Annotated in this window: 18 protein-coding genes and 1 pseudogene; 2 read left to right on the top strand and 17 right to left on the bottom strand. The window is 64.8% G+C overall.

What is annotated here, in order from left to right; genetic code table 11:
• The first annotated feature begins 7 nt into the window (after nt 1-7).
• Nucleotides 8-1,792: a cation:proton antiporter gene (locus J0I79_RS29100; protein WP_292867522.1), complete on the top strand. Its 1,785-nt coding sequence runs from the start codon at nt 8-10 to the stop codon at nt 1,790-1,792.
• 4 nt (nt 1,793-1,796) lie between these two features.
• Here the strand turns inward: J0I79_RS29100 and J0I79_RS29095 are convergent, their stop codons facing one another.
• Complete coding sequence (locus tag J0I79_RS29095; protein ID WP_292867518.1) at nt 1,797-2,606, bottom strand: helix-turn-helix transcriptional regulator; 810 nt, start codon at nt 2,604-2,606, stop codon at nt 1,797-1,799.
• Between the two features lie 131 nt (nt 2,607-2,737).
• Between J0I79_RS29095 and J0I79_RS29090 the strand changes: the two genes are divergently transcribed.
• Nucleotides 2,738-3,655, top strand: coding sequence for a zinc-binding dehydrogenase (locus tag J0I79_RS29090; RefSeq protein WP_292867515.1), 918 nt, complete (start codon nt 2,738-2,740; stop codon nt 3,653-3,655).
• Between the two features lie 29 nt (nt 3,656-3,684).
• Here J0I79_RS29090 and J0I79_RS29085 read toward each other — a convergent pair.
• The 16 genes and pseudogenes from J0I79_RS29085 to J0I79_RS29010 form a co-directional block, all read right to left on the bottom strand.
• A pseudogene (locus J0I79_RS29085) lies at nt 3,685-4,425 on the bottom strand (SDR family oxidoreductase); the annotation flags it as partial.
• A gap of 93 nt (nt 4,426-4,518) precedes the next feature.
• A complete protein-coding gene (locus J0I79_RS29080; RefSeq protein ID WP_292867509.1) occupies nt 4,519-6,804 on the bottom strand; it encodes a transglycosylase domain-containing protein in 2,286 nt (761 codons plus the stop codon).
• Between the two features lie 177 nt (nt 6,805-6,981).
• Nucleotides 6,982-8,043 carry a hypothetical protein gene (locus J0I79_RS29075; protein ID WP_292867506.1) on the bottom strand — a complete coding sequence of 354 codons (1,062 nt, stop codon included), beginning with the start codon at nt 8,041-8,043 and terminating at the stop codon, nt 6,982-6,984.
• Between the two features lie 94 nt (nt 8,044-8,137).
• Entirely contained in the window at nt 8,138-9,052 is a 915-nt protein-coding gene (locus J0I79_RS29070; protein ID WP_292867503.1) for a hypothetical protein, read from the bottom strand.
• Between the two features lie 37 nt (nt 9,053-9,089).
• On the bottom strand, nt 9,090-9,236 hold the full coding sequence (locus tag J0I79_RS29065) for a hypothetical protein (RefSeq protein ID WP_292867500.1): 147 nt from the start codon (nt 9,234-9,236) through the stop codon (nt 9,090-9,092).
• Nucleotides 9,237-9,260: 24 nt separating this feature from the next.
• Complete coding sequence (locus J0I79_RS29060; RefSeq protein WP_013892967.1) at nt 9,261-9,515, bottom strand: GlsB/YeaQ/YmgE family stress response membrane protein; 255 nt, start codon at nt 9,513-9,515, stop codon at nt 9,261-9,263.
• 110 nt (nt 9,516-9,625) lie between these two features.
• Nucleotides 9,626-9,829: a hypothetical protein gene (locus J0I79_RS29055; protein WP_292867496.1), complete on the bottom strand. Its 204-nt coding sequence runs from the start codon at nt 9,827-9,829 to the stop codon at nt 9,626-9,628.
• Nucleotides 9,830-9,969: 140 nt separating this feature from the next.
• Entirely contained in the window at nt 9,970-10,590 is a 621-nt protein-coding gene (locus J0I79_RS29050; protein ID WP_292867492.1) for a ribonuclease D, read from the bottom strand.
• 70 nt (nt 10,591-10,660) lie between these two features.
• Complete coding sequence (locus tag J0I79_RS29045) at nt 10,661-12,046, bottom strand: M20/M25/M40 family metallo-hydrolase (RefSeq protein ID WP_292867489.1); 1,386 nt, start codon at nt 12,044-12,046, stop codon at nt 10,661-10,663.
• Between the two features lie 402 nt (nt 12,047-12,448).
• Nucleotides 12,449-13,534, bottom strand: coding sequence for a sn-glycerol-3-phosphate ABC transporter ATP-binding protein UgpC (ugpC, locus tag J0I79_RS29040; protein WP_292867486.1), 1,086 nt, complete (start codon nt 13,532-13,534; stop codon nt 12,449-12,451).
• A gap of 10 nt (nt 13,535-13,544) precedes the next feature.
• Nucleotides 13,545-14,372, bottom strand: a complete 828-nt coding sequence (locus J0I79_RS29035; protein ID WP_292867484.1) for a carbohydrate ABC transporter permease — start codon at nt 14,370-14,372, stop codon at nt 13,545-13,547.
• Nucleotides 14,369-15,241, bottom strand: coding sequence for a sugar ABC transporter permease (locus tag J0I79_RS29030; RefSeq protein WP_292867481.1), 873 nt, complete (start codon nt 15,239-15,241; stop codon nt 14,369-14,371). Before J0I79_RS29030 ends, J0I79_RS29035 begins: the two co-directional genes overlap by 4 nt.
• Nucleotides 15,242-15,260: 19 nt before the next feature.
• A complete protein-coding gene (locus J0I79_RS29025) occupies nt 15,261-16,547 on the bottom strand; it encodes an extracellular solute-binding protein (protein WP_292867477.1) in 1,287 nt (428 codons plus the stop codon).
• A gap of 38 nt (nt 16,548-16,585) precedes the next feature.
• The gene (locus J0I79_RS29020; protein ID WP_292867474.1) at nt 16,586-17,323 is read right to left on the bottom strand and encodes an SIS domain-containing protein; all 738 of its coding nucleotides are present in this window, start codon (nt 17,321-17,323) and stop codon (nt 16,586-16,588) included.
• Nucleotides 17,320-18,060 (bottom strand): GntR family transcriptional regulator, encoded by a 741-nt coding sequence (locus J0I79_RS29015; RefSeq protein WP_292867471.1) that lies wholly within the window; start codon nt 18,058-18,060, stop codon nt 17,320-17,322. The genes J0I79_RS29020 and J0I79_RS29015 overlap by 4 nt, the downstream gene beginning before the upstream one ends.
• A gap of 66 nt (nt 18,061-18,126) precedes the next feature.
• The coding region (locus tag J0I79_RS29010) for an FGGY-family carbohydrate kinase (protein ID WP_292867468.1) at nt 18,127-18,931 on the bottom strand (805 nt) is incomplete at its 5' end.

The following is an 18,931-nucleotide window of genomic DNA, read 5'->3' as shown; positions in this document are numbered from 1 at the left end:
ATAGACAATGCCGCATGACACGCCCCTTATCGCCACCATCGTCGCCGGTCTGGGGCTGGCTTTCGTCTTCGGGGCTCTCGCCAACCGCTTCCGAATTCCACCGCTGGTCGGCTATCTCGTAGCGGGCGTGCTGGTCGGGCCGAACACGCCCGGCTTCGTCGCCGATGCGGGCCTCGCCAACGAACTAGCCGAAATCGGCGTCATCCTGCTGATGTTCGGCGTCGGCCTGCATTTCTCGCTCAAGGACCTGCTGTCGGTGCGCGCCATCGCCGTGCCGGGCGCCATCGTCCAGATCGGCTTTGCCACGCTGCTCGGTGTCGGACTGTCATGGATGCTCGGCTGGTCGATGGGCGCAGGACTGGTCTTCGGCCTGGCGCTGTCGGTCGCTTCCACGGTGGTGCTGTTGCGCGCCCTGCAGGAACGCCGGCTGATCGAAACCGAACGTGGCCGCATCGCGGTCGGCTGGCTGATCGTCGAGGATCTGGCGATGGTGCTGGCGCTGGTCCTGCTGCCGGCCCTTGCCGGCGTGCTCGGTGGTCAGGAGCAGGTGGACACGCATTCGAGCGGCCTTCTGTCGCTGCCGGCCAGCTATGGCATCTGGGGCGTCGTCGGCATAACGCTGGCCAAGGTCGTCGCCTTCGTCGTCGTCATGCTGGTGGTCGGCCGCCGGGTCATTCCCTGGATCCTGCACTATGTCGCCCACACCGGGTCGCGCGAGCTGTTCCGGCTGTCGGTTCTGGCCATCGCGCTCGGCGTCGCCTTCGGCGCGGCAAAACTCTTCGGCGTCTCGCTGGCGTTGGGCGCCTTCTTCGCCGGCATGATCATGAGCGAGTCCGAACTCAGCCACCGCGCCGCGGAGGAATCGCTGCCGCTGCGCGATGCCTTCTCGGTGCTGTTCTTCGTCTCGGTCGGCATGCTGTTCGACCCGTTCAGCTTGGTCAGCAACGGCCTGCCGATCCTGGCGACGCTGGCCATCATCGTCATCGGCAAGTCGCTGGCCGCCTTCGTCATCGTCGTCGCCTTCGGCTATCCCCTGGCCACGGCATTGATGATTTCGGCGAGCCTTGCCCAGATCGGCGAGTTCTCCTTCATCCTTGCCGAGCTCGGCGTCGGGCTGAAACTGCTGCCCGAACAGGGCCGCGACCTCATCCTTGCCGGCGCCATCCTCTCGATCCTGCTCAATCCGCTGATGTTCCTTGTCATCGACTGGATGAAGCCATGGCTGGAGGCCCGCGCCGCCAAGGCGGCGCCGCCAGCGGACGCGAAGCCGGTCGGCCCGGCAACCTCGCCAGGACAGGTGGCGTCGGTCGCCGCGACATCCAGGAACGAAGACGGTCCGCCGCCCAGGACAGCACTCACCGGCCATGCCATCCTGATCGGCTACGGCCGGGTCGGCGGCCTCGTCGGCGCGGCGCTGAAAGAGGCTGGTCAACCCTTCCTCGTCATCGAGGATGCCGACAAGACGCTGGCGAGGCTGAAGGCCGACGGCATCGAGACCGTCGCCGGCAATGCCGCCAATGCCGAAGTGTTCTCGGCCGCCAATCCGGAAGGCGCGAAGCGGCTGATCCTTGCCATTCCCAACGCCTTCGAGGCCGGCCAGATCGTGCTGCGCGCCCGCGCCGCCAACCCTGCCATCAACGTCGTCGCCCGCGCCCATTCCGATGCCGAGGTCGAGCATCTGAAGGGCCTTGGCGCCAACACGGTGATCATGGGTGAGCGCGAGATCGCGCGCGGCATCGTCGAAGAGGTGCTGGGCAACAAGCCGCAAGCTACCGAACCGTCGGCGGCCTGAATAGTCACGCCACGAAGGCGGAACCACCGTGCTGGGCGATGCTGCCGAGATATTTCGCCGGCGGTTTTCCGAGCGCCTTCCTGAACATGGTGATGAAGGCGGTGACCGAGGCATAGCCCAGATCGCCTGACACCTGCTGTACGCTGGCGCCCGAGGCGAGTTCCCGAATGGCGACGATCAGGTGCAGTTGCTGGCGCCAGCGCCCGAAACTCAACCCTGTCTCCTTGACCACCAGGCGGGCGAGGCTGCTTTCGCTGAGCGCGACGCGGCCGGCCCATTCGGCAAGAGTGCTGCGGTCGGCCGGGTCCTGCGCCAGCGCGTCGGCGATCCTGCGGAGCCGGGGCTCGGACGAGATCGGCAGATGCAGTTGCTGTACGGGCATGCGCGGCAACTCGTTAAGCAGAATTCTGGTCAAGAGTTCATCTCTCGCCGGGTCGTCCTGCACACTGTCGGACAGTTCGATGATCAGCTCGCGCAGCAGGGGGGAAATCGAAAGCGTGCAGCAGCGGTCTGGCAGTTCGGCGGCGCCCGGCTCGATGTAGACGAAAAAGATCCGGGCATTGGCCGTGGCGATGTTGCTGTGCTCCATGCTCCCGGGAATCCACACCCCGCAATGCGGCGGAACCATCCACATGCAGCTCGGCACACGGCAGGTGACACCGCCGCCAAGCGCGAAGACGAGTTGTCCCTTGCGGTGCCAGTGGGCGGCGACCTCCGCGCGCGTCTCGGTAACGTCGACGCGCACAGCGATGGCCGGCGCAGGAATTTCGTCGACGTCGAAGTCGACCCAGGGGTAACGGAGAGGCTGTCTCATGATTGACTGCTTTTAGCGATTAAGTGCCAGCATAGCTAAATTCTTCGACCAAGCAAACCGATAGACTTCCTGCAGTCCAGTAGTGGCGCGCATCGATACCGCCGCCACCTAACAGCAGGAGGTGGATTGGAATGCTCGCTTTGGTAACGTCCCCAGACGGCAACGGTGGCCTGAAGCTCGCCGATTTCGATGAGCCGAGGCCGCTCGCCAACGAGGCGCTGGTGTCGGTTCACGCGACCTCGTTGAACCGAGGCGAACTGCGCCTGCTCGCCATCCGCCCGAACGGCTTCATCCCCGGCCAGGACATTGTCGGCGTGGTCGAGAAAGCCGCGGCCGATGGTTCCGGGCCGGCCGCCGGCACGCGAGTCGCGGCTCTCGTCGACCAGGGCGGTTGGGCCGAACGTGTCACGGTGCCCACGGACCGCCTCGCCATCGTCCCGGATGCCGTCGCCTTCGCGTCAGCGGCAACACTCCCGGTAGCCGGCACGACGGCGCTGAGGACGTTGCGCCACGGCGGTGACCTTGCCGGCCTCAAGGTGCTGATCACGGGCGCGAGCGGTGCGGTCGGCCGTTTCCAGGTCCAGATCGCACGCGAGCAAGGCGGGCTGGTCACGGCGGTTGCCGCCTCCCGTCACGAGGAGGATCTTCGCCAACTGGGAGCCGGGCGGGTCGTCGCCTCGATCGATCTGGCCACGGGGCCGTTTTCGCTCATCACCGAATCCGTCGGCGGCGAAAGCCTGGCGCGTGCGATCGAACAGGTAGCGCCGGGGGGAACCATCGTCATGTTCGGCTCGAGCAGCGGCGAGCTGACGCCTATCGGATTCCGGCAATTCGTGCCGGGGCACGAGGGCGCGAGGCTTCAGACATTCGCCTATTATGCGTCGGGTCCAAGCATCGGCGCCGATATCGCCTTGCTTCTCGCCATGGTCGTGGCTGGCCGGCTCGAAACCCGCATAGCCCTGACCGTGCCGTGGACCGGGATCGCTGAGGCCCTGGAGGCGCTGCGCCAGCGCAGCTTCAGCGGCAAGGCAGTGCTGACCATGACTTGAAGCGTGTCCTCAAGCTGAGCCCGGCCGGCTCAGACGTGCTGGCCGCCATTGATGTGGATTTCCGAGCCGGACACATAGGACGACTGCGGCGAACACAGGAAGTAGATGATGTCGGCGACCTCGGCCGTGGTGCCCAGCCTCCTCAGCGGGATCGTCTCGACAATCTTTTCCGTGCCCGGTGACAGGATCGCGGTGTCGATTTCGCCCGGCGCGATCGCGTTGACACGGATGCCGTGCGGGCCGAAATCATGCGCCATCTCGCGTGTCAGCGAGCCGAGCGCCGCCTTCGATGTCGCATAGGCGGTGCCGGCGAAAGGGTGCACCCTCGTGCCGGCGATCGAGGTGACGTTGACGATCGAGCCTTTCGCCGCCGCCAGCTCCTTGAACAGGCCGCGCGCCAGCATGATCGGCGCGAAGAAATTGACCTGGAACACGTCGCGCCAGACATGCATCGGCGTATCGATCGAGTTCATCCGGCCGTTGCCGTCCTTGAGCTTGGGCGAAATGCCGGCATTGTTGACCAGCGCATGGAGTTGGCCGCCATGCGCCTCCAGCCGGTGGCGGATTTCCGACACCGCTATGCCGACATCCTCCTGATCGGCGAGATCGACCTTGATGTGATCTTCGGGGCCAGCCGGCCACGGGCAATCCTCGGCAAAGGCCTGGCGGGAGCAGGTGATGACGCGCCAGCCCTCGCGTGAAAAGCGCTTGACCGTGGCATGGCCGATGCCCCGGCTGGCGCCGGTCAGCACGATGGTTTTTCTGGTATCTGGTTCAGCCATGTCACGGTCTCCGGGCGGAGATGTAGCCGAACACCGTGACGCTGGCGAGAGGCGGATTGACGCCGCTGGACGACAGCCCCTTCAGCCGCCGCCCAGAATGTCCAGGATCGAGGTCTGCCGCTTCTTCAGCGGACCGCCTACGCTGCCGGGGGGTACGGGATGCCCGACCGAGGCGGTGGTGCCGTCGTCCGACGGCATGTTGAAGCCATCGGCATCGACGGTCTGGGCCGGCCGCGCGGCGCGCACGGGCGCGGCCGGCTGTGGCGCCGGGTCGGACGTCCGGGTTGTCTGCGGTTGCTGCTGGCCAACGGTGACCGACGGAACCGGCGCCTGCTGATTGTTGTCCACCGAGGGAATATCGTCGGGCACGATCGTATCGGGCGGCGTCGACTTCCATGTGCCGGGCAATGGCCGCACCGGCACGCCCTCATGCGCCGCGACCATGAATTCGTGCCAGGCCTGCGCCGGCAGCGCACCGCCGGTGACCTTTTTCATCGGCGTGCCGTCGTCATTGCCGAACCACACGCCGGTGGTCAGGTTGGCGGTGTAGCCGACGAACCATGCGTCGCGCGAATTCTGGCTGGTACCGGTCTTGCCGGCCGACGGCCAGGCGAAGGCCGCCTTCTTGGCGGTGCCGACCTCGACCGTGCCGGTCATCATCGAATTCATCATGCCGACGATCTCCGGCTTGATCACGCGCGGCGCGCTGCCGCTGCCGCCGCTGTCATAGAGCACCTTGCCGTCCGCGCCAGTTATGCGGCGGATGAAATGGATGTCGGGCTTGTAGCCGCCATTGGCGAACGGCACGTAAGCCGAGGTCAGCTCAAGCGGCGTCACCTCCGACGTGCCGAGCGCGATCGAGGTGTTGGCCTGCAGGTCGGACTGGATGCCCATGCGGTGCGCGGCCTCGACCACGGCGTTGGGACCGACTTCCATGGTCAGCTGGGCGGCGACCGAATTCAGCGACTTGGCAAGTGCCGTCGCCAGCGTCACCTTGCCGAAATATTTGCCGCCGTAATTGTCGGGGGTCCAGTTGCCGATCTTGATCGGCGCATCGTTGCGGATGCTGTCGGGCGTGCGGCCGGCTTCCAGCGCCGCCATGTAGACGAAGGGCTTGAAGGCCGAGCCCGGCTGCCGGCGCGCCTCCGAGGCGCGGTCGAACTGGCTGGTCGAATAATCATAGCCGCCGACCATGGCGCGCACCGCGCCGGAATCGTCGATCGACACCAGCGCGCCCTGGGTCACGTTGAGCTTCTTGCCGCTGTCGTCGATCAGCTTGCGGATCGACTGTTCGGCGAGCTTCTGCAGTGTCAGATCGACGGTGCTGTCGATGACGATGTCGCCGCGCACGTCGCCGATCAGGTCGGGCAGTTCTTCCATGATGGTGTCGGCGACATAGTTTTCCGAACCAGTCCAGTAGGACGGCGAACGCGTCGCCGGCGCGCTGAGCGCCGTCTTAAGCTCCTTCTCGCTGATCTTGCCTTCCTCGCGCATCGCGGCGAGCACCAGTTGCGAGCGCTCCTCGGCGGCCTTGGGATCGCGCGCCGGTGACAGCCGCGACGGCGCTTTCAGAAGGCCGGCCAGCAAGGCCGCCTCCGAGAGGGTGACGTCTCGCGCGCTCTTGCCGAAATAGCGCCGCGAAGCCGCCTCCACGCCATAGGCGCCGGAGCCGAAATAGACCCGGTTGAGGTACATTTCGAGGATCTGGTCCTTGGTGTGCTTGTGCTCCAGCCACAACGACAGCAGCACTTCCTGCACCTTGCGCTCCAGCGTGCGGTCGGGCGTCAGGAACAGGTTCTTCGCCAGCTGCTGGGTCAGCGTCGAGCCGCCCTGCGAGAAGTGTCCGCCGAGCAGGTTGGTCACCATGGCGCGCGACAGGCCGATCGGATCGACGCCGAAATGCGAGTAGAAGCGGCGGTCCTCGATGGCGATCACCGCCTCCGGGATATAGGGCGACATTTCGTGCAGGCCGACCGCCTCGCCGCCGCTCATGCCTCTGTTGGCGATCAACTGACCGTCGGCCGAGACGATCTTGATGTTGGGCGCGCGGTCAGGGATCGACCAGGTCGTGGCCGCCGGCATCTTGGCGCCATAGTAGATCACCACACCGGCGACGGCGATGCCGCCCCAGATGGCAAGCACGAAGCACCAGTAAAACAGCCGGCCAAGCACGCCGAACAGGCCGCGCCGGCTTCTGCCGCGCCCGCCACGCTGGGATTTCGCCTTGGACGGTTTGCGCTTCGCGGAGGCTTTGCGGTTGCTCGGCACGACGCGGTCCTCCTCGCTCACCGAAAGGCCCGAGGAAGAGCGCGCCTGTGGCGGTCCCTCGAAGCTGGGCTCGATGCGGCTGTCTCTGCGGTTCGCCATGCGCTGCGCTTGCTATCCCCGGTGCCAATGGCGTTCCGGTTGAAGAGTAGATGCGGCGATTTAAGGGCGGGTTAAAGCATGGTTTATGCAGGCTTTTGAAAACCCTTACGATTTTCTGAACGCGGCCCATGCCTCGCGCTCTGCGGCCCTTCGGCCAAACCCTATAATTGCCTCTGACTATTCAACAGAAGCGGCACTGCTGGCCCGCGAACCGATGATCGATGCAAGGGAGAAAAATGCCAGCGTCTGCTCCTCGCAGGTCATCGCCATGACGCTGTTCGACCGGTCGATGTCGATGCCCTTCGGGCCTCCTTCCTCGACGCTGGCCCTGCCGCGCAGGAAACTTTCCTCGTCGAGTACCGGGACCGAGCGCACGGGCGCGCGCTGCCCGTCCCAGCCACCCTCGCTGGCATAGACATTCACCAACGGGCTGCCCGCGTCGGCGACGATGATGTGCCGGTCATCCCCGCTGAAGCGCACGCCATGCGGATAGCCGGCATTCACAAGAACACCGGCGGGCTCGGTGTCAGGGCCTAGCGACGCGGACATCCGGTAGAGCTTCACATCCTGGGTGCCATGGCTGCTGATCGCGACCCACCGACCGTCATGGCTGAGAGTAATGCCATCCGGTATATCGAGACCGCGTGCCAGGAGCCGCCGGTTGCTCGTTGTGCGATAGCCAAGCCAGCGGTTGACCACGTGCCGGGTGACCATATGCGTATAGTTGTTGCAGACAAGCAGACTGACACGCCCGCGCGACTCGACCTTGACGGCAAGGGAGCCGGGCGAATTCAGCTTGCAGGGCCCCCTGCCCTTCACCTTGCGAATGGCCGATATTTCCCGGCTCTGGCCGGCCGGCTCCTCGGCTGGCAAGGCGAAGATCGCGGCGTGTCCGTCGCGGTTGCCGATCACCAGAGTGCGGTCGTCGATGAAATCCAGGCCATGGATTTCGCCCATATTGTCCGATGTCAGCTCCATGAAATTCCGAACTGCGACAGCGGGACCTCCGGATCCGGCCTCGATGTCGACGCGAAGGACCAGCAGCCGCTTGCGCGCATAGCCGGCAATCACCAGCAATCGATTGTCCGGTGAAAAGCGCAAATCCTCGGTGCGCCCGATCGCCGAGAGCGCCGCCCGCACCGCCTCGCCAGCCTTGAAGTCGATCCGCGCGATCGGTTCTCCGCCCCCGGAAACCGAATGACGATACGGATCGGGAATTGCCCCGCCGTCCCAGCCCATTGAAAATTATATGCCCACCTTGAGGTTGCGATTAAGCCCCAAGACACCCCTCGTGGTCAAGCCGATCGGAGGGTTGCCCCGCCCGGAGCTTGCTTCAGATCGGTTCGAATTTCACGTCCGGCTGGTCGGGGCCGCCGGCCTGCCGCAGCAGGGCGGCGAGATGTTCGCGCCTGTCGGCCGGCTGCTTTCGCCAATTCGATGCGTTCGTCACATGCAGCCAGCCGTCGACAGACATGAAATGATCCTCATGCGGATCGTTTCCGTCTCCGAAGGCCAGCAATCTGTTTTCGGTGAACCTGACCTGCGCCGGGTCGATCGACCGGTAGAGCAGCGGCCAGTTGCCGCCGCCGGAATCCATGTGGAACGTGTAGCTTGGAGCGAAATCCAGTCGTTGCCGCAGCAGGCTTCCGTCGAAGAAGCAGAAGGCGGGCCACAGAAACCAGCCGCCCGGCGTCGGCGTGTCGTCCCGCATGCTGCCATAGGCGAGCCTGCCCCCCAGCCTTTCGCGGATCGAAAACGGCTCCGTGGGAAAGATATCGTGGTCGATGAAGCCGAAGAGCTTCGGACCAAAGCCGGTGACGAAGTTGCGCACGATCCAGTTGAGAGCCTGGCCGTGCGACCTGCTGACGACCAGCCTGTTCCTCGGCAGGGCGACATAGGGGACATGCTGGCGCCGGCAAAGGTCGCGGATCGCTTCCCTTGCCTCTTCCTTCTTGGAGTTGTCGAACACGATGTAGCTCTCGTGCTCGGCCAGATACCGGCGCACAAGGTGGATTTGCCATTCGATCACGTCGGGCCGGTTGAAGGCCACGGAGGCAACGACCGCGTCGCCAAACGCCTGCTGCCGCCCGTGCAATTCGCTGACCGGCGCGGCGGTCCTGAGAAAGCGAAATGTGCGCCAGACATAACGCAGCCAGGCCTCTCGTCTCGGCGGCCTGTTCAGCCTTTCCCACTCGGCAACACTGATCCTGGGCTCTTCACCGCCCTGCGGCGCGTCGCCAGCCCCCATGTCGCGCTCCCGCATCCCGGTCGGTTACCTACCGGGGTCAGTTCTGCTGGATCGAAATGCCCTTGTCGTCGATCTTGAGTTCGACGCCCTTCGGCTTGGTCTGCTCGTGATAGAGATAGCCGCCGAGCACGATGACCGCGACGACGAGCGCGCCAATGATGAGATAGAGTCTGTTCTGGTTCATGGCGCGCCCTTGATTGTCGGAGCCTTACGCTCGCTTCAGCACCTTGACCAGCACCAGGAGGATGATGGCGCCGATCGTGGCATGGATGATGGAGGCGATGACACCGCCGCCGATGGAAAATCCGATCCGCGGGAACAGCCAGCCGGCGATGAACGCGCCGACGATGCCGACGATGATGTTGCCGATCAGGCCGAAGCCGAAACCCGAGACGATGAGACCGGCGAGCCAGCCGGCGATGGCACCGATGATGATGAAGACGAGAAGACTTTCGACACCCATTGCGATTTCCTCCGAGCAAGAGGGCGAACGCGGAGCGGAAGGCTCCGAATCGGCCCCGATATCAACGGCTTCAGGCTATTCGAAAGCAGACGGCCTCGCCAGCGGCACGACTATTGGTCGTCATCGTCGCTGGTGGCTGGCCGCCAGCTGGTCGGATCGACCTTCTTCTGCGTATGGCTGTCGGTGTAGACCCACCAGCCATTGTCGCGGTACTGCGCGATGGATTCGTTGAGCACGCCGTCGCCGTCCTTCCAGGTCACGGTGACCTTGGAACCGTCGGTCGGCGCGGTCGCTATCGGCTTTCTGTCCGCCATCTCATCCCCCCTCCGGGTAATTCCGGGAAAGTGTGTCGTGGTTTCCCGGGAAAAGCGCAAACTAAGCAATTCGAGCCGACTGAACGCCGAGGTCGGCATCTGGTTCCAGACCGATCGTCGACGGCACCCAATCAAGGGCGTCAGCTGTGGGCGAAGATATCCTCCTCGTCCCAGCCCATCAGGTCAAGCTTGGCGCGCGTCGGCAGGAAGCGGAAGCAGGCGTCGGCTTCCTTCGCGCGGCCCTCGCGCGCCAGCCGCCCGGCCAGCACTTCACGCAAGCGGTGCAGGTAGAGAACATCCGAAGCGGCGTATTCAAGCTGCTCCGGCGACAATGTCTCAGCCGCCCAGTCCGACGATTGCTGAGCCTTGGACAGGCCGACGCCCAGAAGCTCGAAGCAGATGTCCTTCAGCCCGTGCCGGTCGGTGTAGGTGCGGGTCAGGCGCGAGGCGATCTTGGTGCAGAACACCGGCTCGGGCATCACGCCGAAAGCGTTGTAGAGCACCGCGAGATCGAAGCGCCCGTAGTGGAACAGCTTGGTTATGCCGCGATTCTTCAACAGGCTGACGAGGTTCGGCGCCTTCTTCTGGCCGTGCGCGATCTGGATGACGTCTGCCGTGCCGTCGCCCGGCGAGATTTGCACGACGCAGAGCCGGTCGCGATGCGGGTTCAGCCCCAGCGTCTCGGTGTCGATGGCGACGGCATCGACATTGTAATGCGAGAGATCGGGCAGATCATTTTTGTGGAAACGGATGTCGGGCATTGTCTTCTCCGGTCGCGGCGTAAGACCGTCCTCGCCGCGATCCGGTGAAAAATCAACAGGAAACTCGTGTTCAGCGCGTCAGCGCATCGAGAATGCGCGCCCAGGAGCGCTGCCCCTTGTGGAAGGAAGAGAGCTCGTATTTCTCGTTCGGCGAATGGATGCGGTCGTCGTCGAGGCCGAACCCGACCAGCAGCGATTCCATGCCGAGATAGGTCTGGAAGTCGCCGACCACGGGGATGGAGCCGCCGCTGCCGGTGGTGACCGCGGGCTTCGGCCATTCGTCGGAGAGCGCCGTCTTGGCCTTCGCCAGGAAGGGCGAGTCATAGGAAAGCTGGATCGCCGGCGAACCGCCATGGGCGTGGAACTCGACCGAGCAATCGGCCGGGATGCGCTCCTCGACGAATTTGCGGAAGGCCGCGCGGATCTTCTTCGGATCCTGCTTGTGGACGAGGCGGAATGACACCTTCGCCGACGCTTCCGCGGCGATCACCGTCTTGAATCCCTTGCCGGTATAGCCGCCGACGATGCCGTTGAACTCGGCCGTCGGCCGCGCCCAGGTCAGTTCCAGCACCGAACGGCCCTTCTCGCCTGAAGGGATCGACAGGCCGACAGGTCCAAGGAAGGTCTCGGCCGTTTCGCCGAGCGTCTCCCAGGATTTCAGCACCTGCGTGGGCGTCTCCTCGACGCCGTCGTAGAAGCCGGGAATGGTGACATGGCCGTCCTTGTCGTGGATGTCGGCCAGCACCCTGGCCAGGATGCGGATCGGATTGGCGGCCGCCCCGCCATAGAGGCCCGAATGCAGGTCGCGGTCGGCGGCCTTGACCGTGATCTCCTCGCCCACCAGCCCACGCAATCCGACGCAGATCGACGGCGTGTCGCGGTCCCACATGCTGGTATCGCAGACCAGCGCGAAATCGGCCTTGAGTTCCTCGGCATTGGCCTCGAGGAACGGCTTCAGCGATGGCGACCCGGATTCCTCCTCGCCCTCGAACAGGATGGTGATCCGGCACGGCAAGTTGCCATGCACCTGCTTCCAGGCTCGGCAAGCCTCCACGAAGGTCATCAACTGGCCTTTGTCGTCGGCCGAGCCGCGTCCGGTGATGACCTTGTGGTCGGGGCCGACTTCCTTGAGCGCGGGCGCGAACGGATCGTTCTCCCACAATTCGATCGGATCGACCGGCTGCACGTCGTAATGGCCGTAGAACAGCACATGCGGCGCGCCCGCCGGACCTTCGTGATGCGCGACCACCATCGGGTGTCCTGATGTGTCGCGCACGCTGGCGTCGAAGCCGATCAGCTTGAGCTCCGCCACCAGCCATTCCGCCGCCTTGCGGCAATCGGCGGCATAGGCCGGATCGGTGGAGATCGACTTGATCCTGAGCAGGCCGAACAGCCTTTCCAGGCTCTGGTCGAGATTCTTGTCGAGACGGTCGAGGACGGGGGAAATTGCGGACATTTGGCAAGCCTTTCGATTCAGTGCCGGAACCGTAAAGGCAGGACGGGCAAACGAAAAGCCCGGGAGTATTGGACCACGGGACGCGAAGGTCCTGTCCGAGACAAAAAAGACCGCCGTGGTGGAGGGGGAACCACGGCGGCCTCTACTCGAAACGATGCGGCAGCCCGGAGAGGGGGGATAGGCTGCCGCAGATGTCCGGTATAGGCGGGGGACGGGCCTTGCTCCGGACTTCGGCGAAAACTGCCGATGACGTGTATTTGGGTCTGTGAACGTGGCGATTCAAGGGCACCAACGTTACACTTTTGTAACGTGCCCGTGAGCGCGCCTGGACCGGGCCCGGAGCCATGCAACGTCATGGCGAACTCGACTGGCCGGCATGGGGAGGAGGACGCCAGCCGAAGCTCAGACGCGCCGGCCTTGCTTGTCGAACAGGAAGACCCGGCTCTGGCGGATGCCGAAGCTTGTTTCCACTCCCGTGGAAAATTCGCGCGCATCGCGGCTTTCGACCGTCAGCATGTCGCCGTTCCCGAGTTGCGCGTGCGCATAGGACACGCCGCCCAGCCGCTCCACGATGGTGATCTTTCCCGAAAGCGTCGCATCCGCGCCGTCGGCTGCCACGAAATGCTCGGGCCGGATGCCGATGCTCACGTCCGAGCCCGCCGCGGGCGCCGCGCCGCGGGTGGTCACCGTGAGTTCGGCAAGGCCGGCCTGTGGTGCCGTCACCAATGCAACGTTACCGTTCGCGGATTTCACCGTCGCCGGTACGAAATTCATGCGCGGCGAACCGATGAAGCCGGCGACAAAGGCATTGTCGGGATTCTCGTAGAGTTCGAGCGGAGCGCCGACCTGCTCGATGGAGCCGGCGCGCAGCACCACGATCTTGTCGGCCAGCGTCATTGCCTCGACTTGATCATGAGTCACGTAGATCATCGTCGTATTAAGTTCGCTGTGCAGCCTGGCGATCTCGATGCGCATTTGAACGCGCAGTTCGGCATCGAGATTGGACAGCGGTTCATCGAACAGGAACACGCCCGGCTGGCGCACGATGGCGCGGCCGATGGCCACGCGCTGGCGCTGGCCGCCCGAAAGCTCGCGCGGCTTGCGTTCGAGATATTGCTCGAGATGGAGCACTTTCGCCGCCTCGCGCACCTTGCGGTCGATCTCGTCCTTCGGCCGCTTCGCCATTTCCAGCGGGAAGCCCATATTGGTCGCCACGGTCATATGCGGATACAGCGCATAGGTCTGGAACACCATGGCGATGCCGCGCTTGGCGGGATCCTCGCCGGTGACGTCGCGCCCGCCGATCTCGATGCGGCCTTCGGTTGTCGTTTCCAGCCCTGCGATCATGCGCAACAGGGTGGATTTGCCGCAGCCCGACGGACCGACGAAGACCACGAACTCGCCGTCCTCGACCCCGAGGTCGACGCCACGGATAACCTCCGTCTCGCCAAAGCGCTTCTTCACCGATTTGAGCGACAAGCGCGCCATGGGTTCTTCCTTATTTCACGGCGCCTTCGGTCAGGCCGGAGACGAACCAGCGGCCGACGAGGGCAAAGAGGATGACGACTGGGACGATGGCGGCGGTGGCGCCGGCCAGCAGAAGGCCCCAGTCGATCTGGTACTGGCCGATGATGCCGGCAAAGCCGACCGGGATCGTGCGCCTGGCGTCCGACACGATCAGGACGGACGCGAAGAGATATTCGGTCCAGGACGAGATGAAGGCGAAAATCGCGACGCTGGCGATGCCCGGTGCGATCAGCGGCATCAGGATGCGCACGAGGATGGTGGTCGTCGGCGCGCCGTCGACCACCGCCGCTTCCTCGATCTCGCGCGGCACGGTGGCGAGGAAGGAGCGCATCATCCAGATCGAGAACGGCAAGGCCAGCGCGACGTTGACGATGACCAGCGCCGCCGGACTGTCGATCAGCCCGACCTTGGCGAACAGGCCGTAGAGCGGAATAAGCACCACCACGCCGGGAAAGGCATAGGCGAGCAGAATGGTGCGGTAGAGCGTGTTGCGGCCCGGGAACTCCATGCGGAAGAAGGCGTAGGCCGCGGGCAGCGCCATCAGCACGGTGAAGGCGGTGGAGAACAGCGCCACAATCACGCTGTTCAACAGGTAGATCGGGAAGTCCGAAGCCTGCAGCAGCTTCTCGAAATGCTGCAGGGTGAAGGAATGGGGGAACATCGTCGGCTGGCGCTGGATGATCTCACGCGGCAGCTTGATGGACCCGGTGACAACCCACCAGAAGGGCAGCCCGATGATGATCGCTATCGCGGCGAGGCCGCCGAATAGCGCGGTCGCCTGGCGCCAGCTCCGTTTCATCGCGAGGCCTCCGTGGCGGTCATGGCGCGGGTGGTGAGGAAGGCGAAGCCCATCAGCAGGATGCTGGTCAGCACCGAGATCGTGGCCGCCTCGCTCAGCCTGTAGCCCTTGAAGGCGGTTTCGTAGATCAGCACTGGAAGCGTCTGCGTGCCGCCGGAAGGTCCGCCCGCGGTCAGCAGCCAGATGACGTCGAAGACATTGAACGACAGCAGCGTGCCGACCACGCCAAGCACCATCAGCGTCGGCTGCAGCAGCGGCCAGGTGATGCGCCTGAAGCGCTGCCAGGTGCCCGCGCCGTCGATGCGCGCTGCCTCGTAGAGGTCGCCGGGAATGCGGGTAAGGCCTGCCAGCATCATCAGGGCCGTGAAGGGGAACCAGCGCCACGAATTGATCAGGATCAGCGAGGCCATGGCGCTGTCGCGACCAGCGAAGAAGCCCACTGGCCGCTCGACGATGCCGGCCTGGATCAAAAGGGGATTGATCATGCCGCCCGAAGTGGACAGCAGCCAGCGCCAGATGATGACGACAACCACCGTCGGCACGATCCAGGTGAGGATGACCCAGGTGCGGGCGATCTGCACGCCGGGGAATTTCTGGTTGAGGATGAGAGCGGTGACCAGCGCCAGCGCGGTCTGTACCACCGCGTTGCCCAGCACCCACACGATGCTGCGGCTGAACGCGTACCAGAAGCCGCCGCCCCCGAGGACGGCGGCATAGTTGGAAAGGCCGACGAAGTGGCCTTCGGAGCCGATCACGCCGACATCCTGGAAACTCAGGATGACGGCCTGGACCAGTGGCCAGCCCAGCACGGCCAGCAGGAACAGCAGGGCAGGCGAAACGAACAGGAAGGCAAGCGTCGTATTCTTCATGCGTCTGCCCTGACCGCTGTTACTTCTTGGCGATGTCGGCCATCTTGGCCTGGCCCGCCTTCACGGCGTCGGCCGCGCTCTGGCCGTCGACGACGATGTGCTGCAGCGTCTCGGCGATCAGGTTCTGCGCGGAGATGGCGCCGATCGACGGGAACACCTTGCCGGTGGTGAAGCCGAACAGCTTGCCGTTCTGCGAGTTGGCGATCATCGTCTCGATCTGCGGCTTGTACTTGGTCACGACCTTGTCGCTCCAGAACGAATCGGCCTTGGCGCCGTCGTTGGTGACCGGCAGGAACAGGCCCGGCTCCATGGTCAGGAAGCGACCGTAGTTCGCCGGCTCCAGCAGCCAGGCCAGGAACACCTTGGCGGCATCCTGCTTGGCCTTGTCCTTGGTGGTGAGCATGATGGCGTTGGAGTAGGAGATCGTCGCCGACTCCTTCTGGCCATCGTCATGCGGGACAGCCGCCACGCCCAGGTCCGCCGCATCGCCCTCGGCCTGCGTGTCATAGGTGTTGATGACGCTGAACTGCAGGATCATGCCGCAGGTGTTGCTGGCGAAGCAGGCCTCGGCCTCGCCCCAGGTCCAGGACGCATTGTCCGCCGGCGAAAGCTTGGCGAGCTTGCTGTAGAAATCGTAGGCCTTCACGGTCTCCGGCTTGTCGAAATCGATCGAGCCGTCGTCCTTGTAGATGTCCGCCGCGCCGCTGTTGACCATCAAGCTGTAGACGGTCTGGTCCGTGTAGAGCTGCTTGTTGGCCGGCAGGCCGATGCCGTAGCGGCCGTCGCCACCGAGCTTCTCGGCGGCCGCCTGCCACTCGCTCCAGGTCTTCGGCACCTCGATGCCCGCGTTCTTCAGCGCGCTGTTGCGGTACCAGAGAGAGATAGCCATGTTGTAGGCCGGAATGGCCCAGACATGGTCGTCATATTTGTAAGGCGCGATCGTCGCCGGCACGAAGCCGTGCTTGGCGTCGAGGTCCTTCGCCAGATCGTCGACCGGCACGACCGCGTCGATCTTCTTCAGCACGGTGGTGAAATCGGGAATGGTGAAAAGGAGATCCGGACCGTTGCCTGCGGCGAAAGCGGCCGGCGCCTTGGCGTAGACCTCACCCCAGCTCTGCGGTTCCTGGCGCACTTCGATATCGGGATGGCCCTTGTTGAACTCGTCGAGCAGCTCCTGCATGCGCTGCACGCGATGCGGCGGCTGTTCCATGTGCCAGAGCGTGAGCTTAACCGGATCGGCGTAGGCGGTCCCCGAAAGGAGCAGCGCGGCGAAGCCGGCTGCGGTGAAAAGTCTGGTCAGTTTCACGATTTTGTCTCCCTTTCCCGGCCCCTTGCCGGTCTTGCTCAAAGATGGCGGTTGCGCTTGCGATAGCGGGCGATGAGCCCCTCGTTGACCTCCTTGGCGCCCGGCATGTTGGCGCTGAGATAGACCGGAGCGTCCGCGCCCGAGGACTGCAGGCGCACGGCGACCTCGGCAAAGACGGCGTTCATCAGCGCCGCGCCTATGGAGGTCGAGATCGGTCCGACCCGCAGCTCGCCGCCAGGCACGCGCATGATGGCGTCGCCGGGAGGCGCACCGTTGTCGAGCACGATATCGGCCACGTCGGCCAAGCGAGTGCGTCCGTGCGCGGCCTGACGCGAATAATCCTGCGATGTGATGGCGACAACGGTGGCGCCGCGCTGCTTGCCAAGCTGCGCGGCCTCCACGGTGGCAGCGTTGACACCGCTGTTCGAGACGACGATCAGCACGTCGTTTGCGTCCATCGGATAGTGTTCGAAAACCGGCACGATCACTCCGGACATGCGCTCGAAGGCCGTGCTTGCCACCGCGCCTTCATGCACCATCAGCGGCGTGGACAGGATCGGCACGGTGAAGGCGAGACCGCCGGCACGGTAATGCGCTTCCTCCGCCATGGTATGGCTGTGTCCGGTGCCGAAAATATAGACGAGGCCATCGGCCTTTGCCGTGCGCTCCACGGCCGCGGCCGCAGCCGCGATCGCTTCGGCATTCTGCTCCATCAGCCGGCCCACGCGGGCGGCCAGCTCCGACAGATAGGCGGCGGCGGTCGGCGTCTTGCTCATACGTCCCCTCCCAGGGTCAGGTTGGCCCGCATGACGAAACAATCGCCGCGATAGATCGAGCGCACATATTCCAGCGGCAGTCGCGCGGCATCGAGCGTACGGCGCGTAAGGACAAGGACGGGGCTTTCCCGGGTGATGCCGAGCGCAGCGGCGCTCGCCGCGTCGGGATGGGCCGCCCGCAGCGTCTGCTCGGCCATTGTCGGATAGATCCCGTATGTGTCGCGCAGGACGCGATAAAGCGATTCCGTGCGGAAATCGGCCCTGTCGAGCAGGCCCGGCGCCAACTCGAGGGGAATTTCCGTCCTCTCTATGCCGACCGGCTCGGAATCCGCCAGGCGCACGCGCACCAGCCTATGCACGGCGTCGCCTTCGGCAAGACCAAGCGCGGCGGCCGTTTCGCGATCCGCGATGCCCGCGCCAGCGTCGAGCACGACGCTGGAAGCGCTGCGGCCGTCGCGCCGCATGTCTTCGGTGAAGCCGCTCAGCGCACTGAGATGCTGCTCGATCCGAACCTGGGTGACGAAGGCGCCGCGGCCGGCGCGGGTTTCAACCAGGCCGCGCTGCTCCAGAAGCTTGAGCGCCTGTCGCGCGGTCATGCGGCTGGCGCCGAGCTCCGCCGCGATCTGCCGCTCGGAAGGCAGGCGTTCGCCCGCCTGCAGCGAGCCCGCCGCGATCTGCGCCGCGAAGTCGTTCGCGAGGCGCAGATAGAGCGGCTGGTTCGAAGGGGTCTGGTTCATCAAGTGGTATATTCCAGATGTCTCACTGGTATATACCGCAACCGACACACTGTAAAGCGTCGCCTGTTATGCGAGCGCCTTATCGCGGTATTTCCTGTACGAGGCGAAAGCCCGGTCCCATTCGGCCTTCATCCGAATGTTCGATTCGTGGCGGCGCTGTATGGTTCGGGTCGACACCGATGCCTCCTGGATGGAGCCGAACCGTCCGATGGCGGTGGCGGCGAGAAGGGCTGCCCCTCGCGCGCCGAACTCGGTGCCGGCCGGCACCAGCACGGCCGTGCCCAGCGCGTCGGCGATCATCTGCGTCCACATCGGGCTGCGCGCCCCGCCCCCGGTGAGCAGCATTTCCTGTCCGGTGCCCTCGAGCGCCTGGTAAAGATCGCGAAGCGCGAGCACCACGCCCTCATAGACGGCACGCACCATGTGCGCTCGGCCATGGCGAGGCGCGAGGCCATGGAAGCCGGCCCGGACCTCGACATTCACGACCGGCGCGATGATCCCGCTCTCGCTGAGATAGGGAAGATAGACGACACCCTCGCTGCCTATGGGGATCGGCGAGATCATCTCTTCGATACGCGCGTAAAGGCCCGGCTGGCGCGCAAGGTCCGGCAACAGCGTCTCGACCGCCCAATCGAGGTTGAGCGTGCCGGCGACATTCACCATGGCCCTGTACCAGAGTTCGCCGGGCATGGTGAAAAGCAGCCCGAGGTCCGGCGGGGTGAAGACCGGCCGGTCATGCACCACCCCGATCATGCAGGTGGTGCCCAGCACCGCCATCATCGTACCCGTCTCCAGCGCGCTGGCGCCTGTGACCGTGCAGGGCACGTCGCCCGCGCCGATCGCGACTGGCGTTCCGGCAAGCAGACCCGTC

Source organism: Mesorhizobium sp. (assembly GCF_017306585.1).
Classification (GTDB): Bacteria; Pseudomonadota; Alphaproteobacteria; order Rhizobiales; family Rhizobiaceae; genus Mesorhizobium.
The sequence above is the reverse complement of the archived record's forward strand: the minus strand, read 5'-3'. Positions and strand labels throughout refer to the sequence as shown.

What these genes read in the sequence shown, in the direction of transcription:
- ugpC (WP_292867486.1), bottom strand. Translation starts at nt 13,534, where the DNA reads ATGGCGCGCTTGTCGCTCAAATCGGTGAAGAAGCGCTTTGGCGAGACG.
- J0I79_RS29060 (WP_013892967.1), bottom strand. Translation starts at nt 9,515, where the DNA reads ATGGGTGTCGAAAGTCTTCTCGTCTTCATCATCATCGGTGCCATCGCC.
- J0I79_RS29045 (WP_292867489.1), bottom strand. Translation starts at nt 12,046, where the DNA reads ATGTCCGCAATTTCCCCCGTCCTCGACCGTCTCGACAAGAATCTCGAC.
- J0I79_RS29055 (WP_292867496.1), bottom strand. Translation starts at nt 9,829, where the DNA reads ATGGCGGACAGAAAGCCGATAGCGACCGCGCCGACCGACGGTTCCAAG.
- J0I79_RS29100 (WP_292867522.1), top strand. Translation starts at nt 8, where the DNA reads ATGCCGCATGACACGCCCCTTATCGCCACCATCGTCGCCGGTCTGGGG.
- J0I79_RS29075 (WP_292867506.1), bottom strand. Translation starts at nt 8,043, where the DNA reads ATGGGCTGGGACGGCGGGGCAATTCCCGATCCGTATCGTCATTCGGTT.
- J0I79_RS29030 (WP_292867481.1), bottom strand. Translation starts at nt 15,241, where the DNA reads ATGAAGAATACGACGCTTGCCTTCCTGTTCGTTTCGCCTGCCCTGCTG.
- J0I79_RS29090 (WP_292867515.1), top strand. Translation starts at nt 2,738, where the DNA reads ATGCTCGCTTTGGTAACGTCCCCAGACGGCAACGGTGGCCTGAAGCTC.
- J0I79_RS29050 (WP_292867492.1), bottom strand. Translation starts at nt 10,590, where the DNA reads ATGCCCGACATCCGTTTCCACAAAAATGATCTGCCCGATCTCTCGCAT.
- J0I79_RS29065 (WP_292867500.1), bottom strand. Translation starts at nt 9,236, where the DNA reads ATGAACCAGAACAGACTCTATCTCATCATTGGCGCGCTCGTCGTCGCG.
- J0I79_RS29095 (WP_292867518.1), bottom strand. Translation starts at nt 2,606, where the DNA reads ATGAGACAGCCTCTCCGTTACCCCTGGGTCGACTTCGACGTCGACGAA.
- J0I79_RS29070 (WP_292867503.1), bottom strand. Translation starts at nt 9,052, where the DNA reads ATGGGGGCTGGCGACGCGCCGCAGGGCGGTGAAGAGCCCAGGATCAGT.
- J0I79_RS29020 (WP_292867474.1), bottom strand. Translation starts at nt 17,323, where the DNA reads ATGAGCAAGACGCCGACCGCCGCCGCCTATCTGTCGGAGCTGGCCGCC.
- J0I79_RS29035 (WP_292867484.1), bottom strand. Translation starts at nt 14,372, where the DNA reads ATGAAACGGAGCTGGCGCCAGGCGACCGCGCTATTCGGCGGCCTCGCC.
- J0I79_RS29080 (WP_292867509.1), bottom strand. Translation starts at nt 6,804, where the DNA reads ATGGCGAACCGCAGAGACAGCCGCATCGAGCCCAGCTTCGAGGGACCG.
- J0I79_RS29015 (WP_292867471.1), bottom strand. Translation starts at nt 18,060, where the DNA reads ATGAACCAGACCCCTTCGAACCAGCCGCTCTATCTGCGCCTCGCGAAC.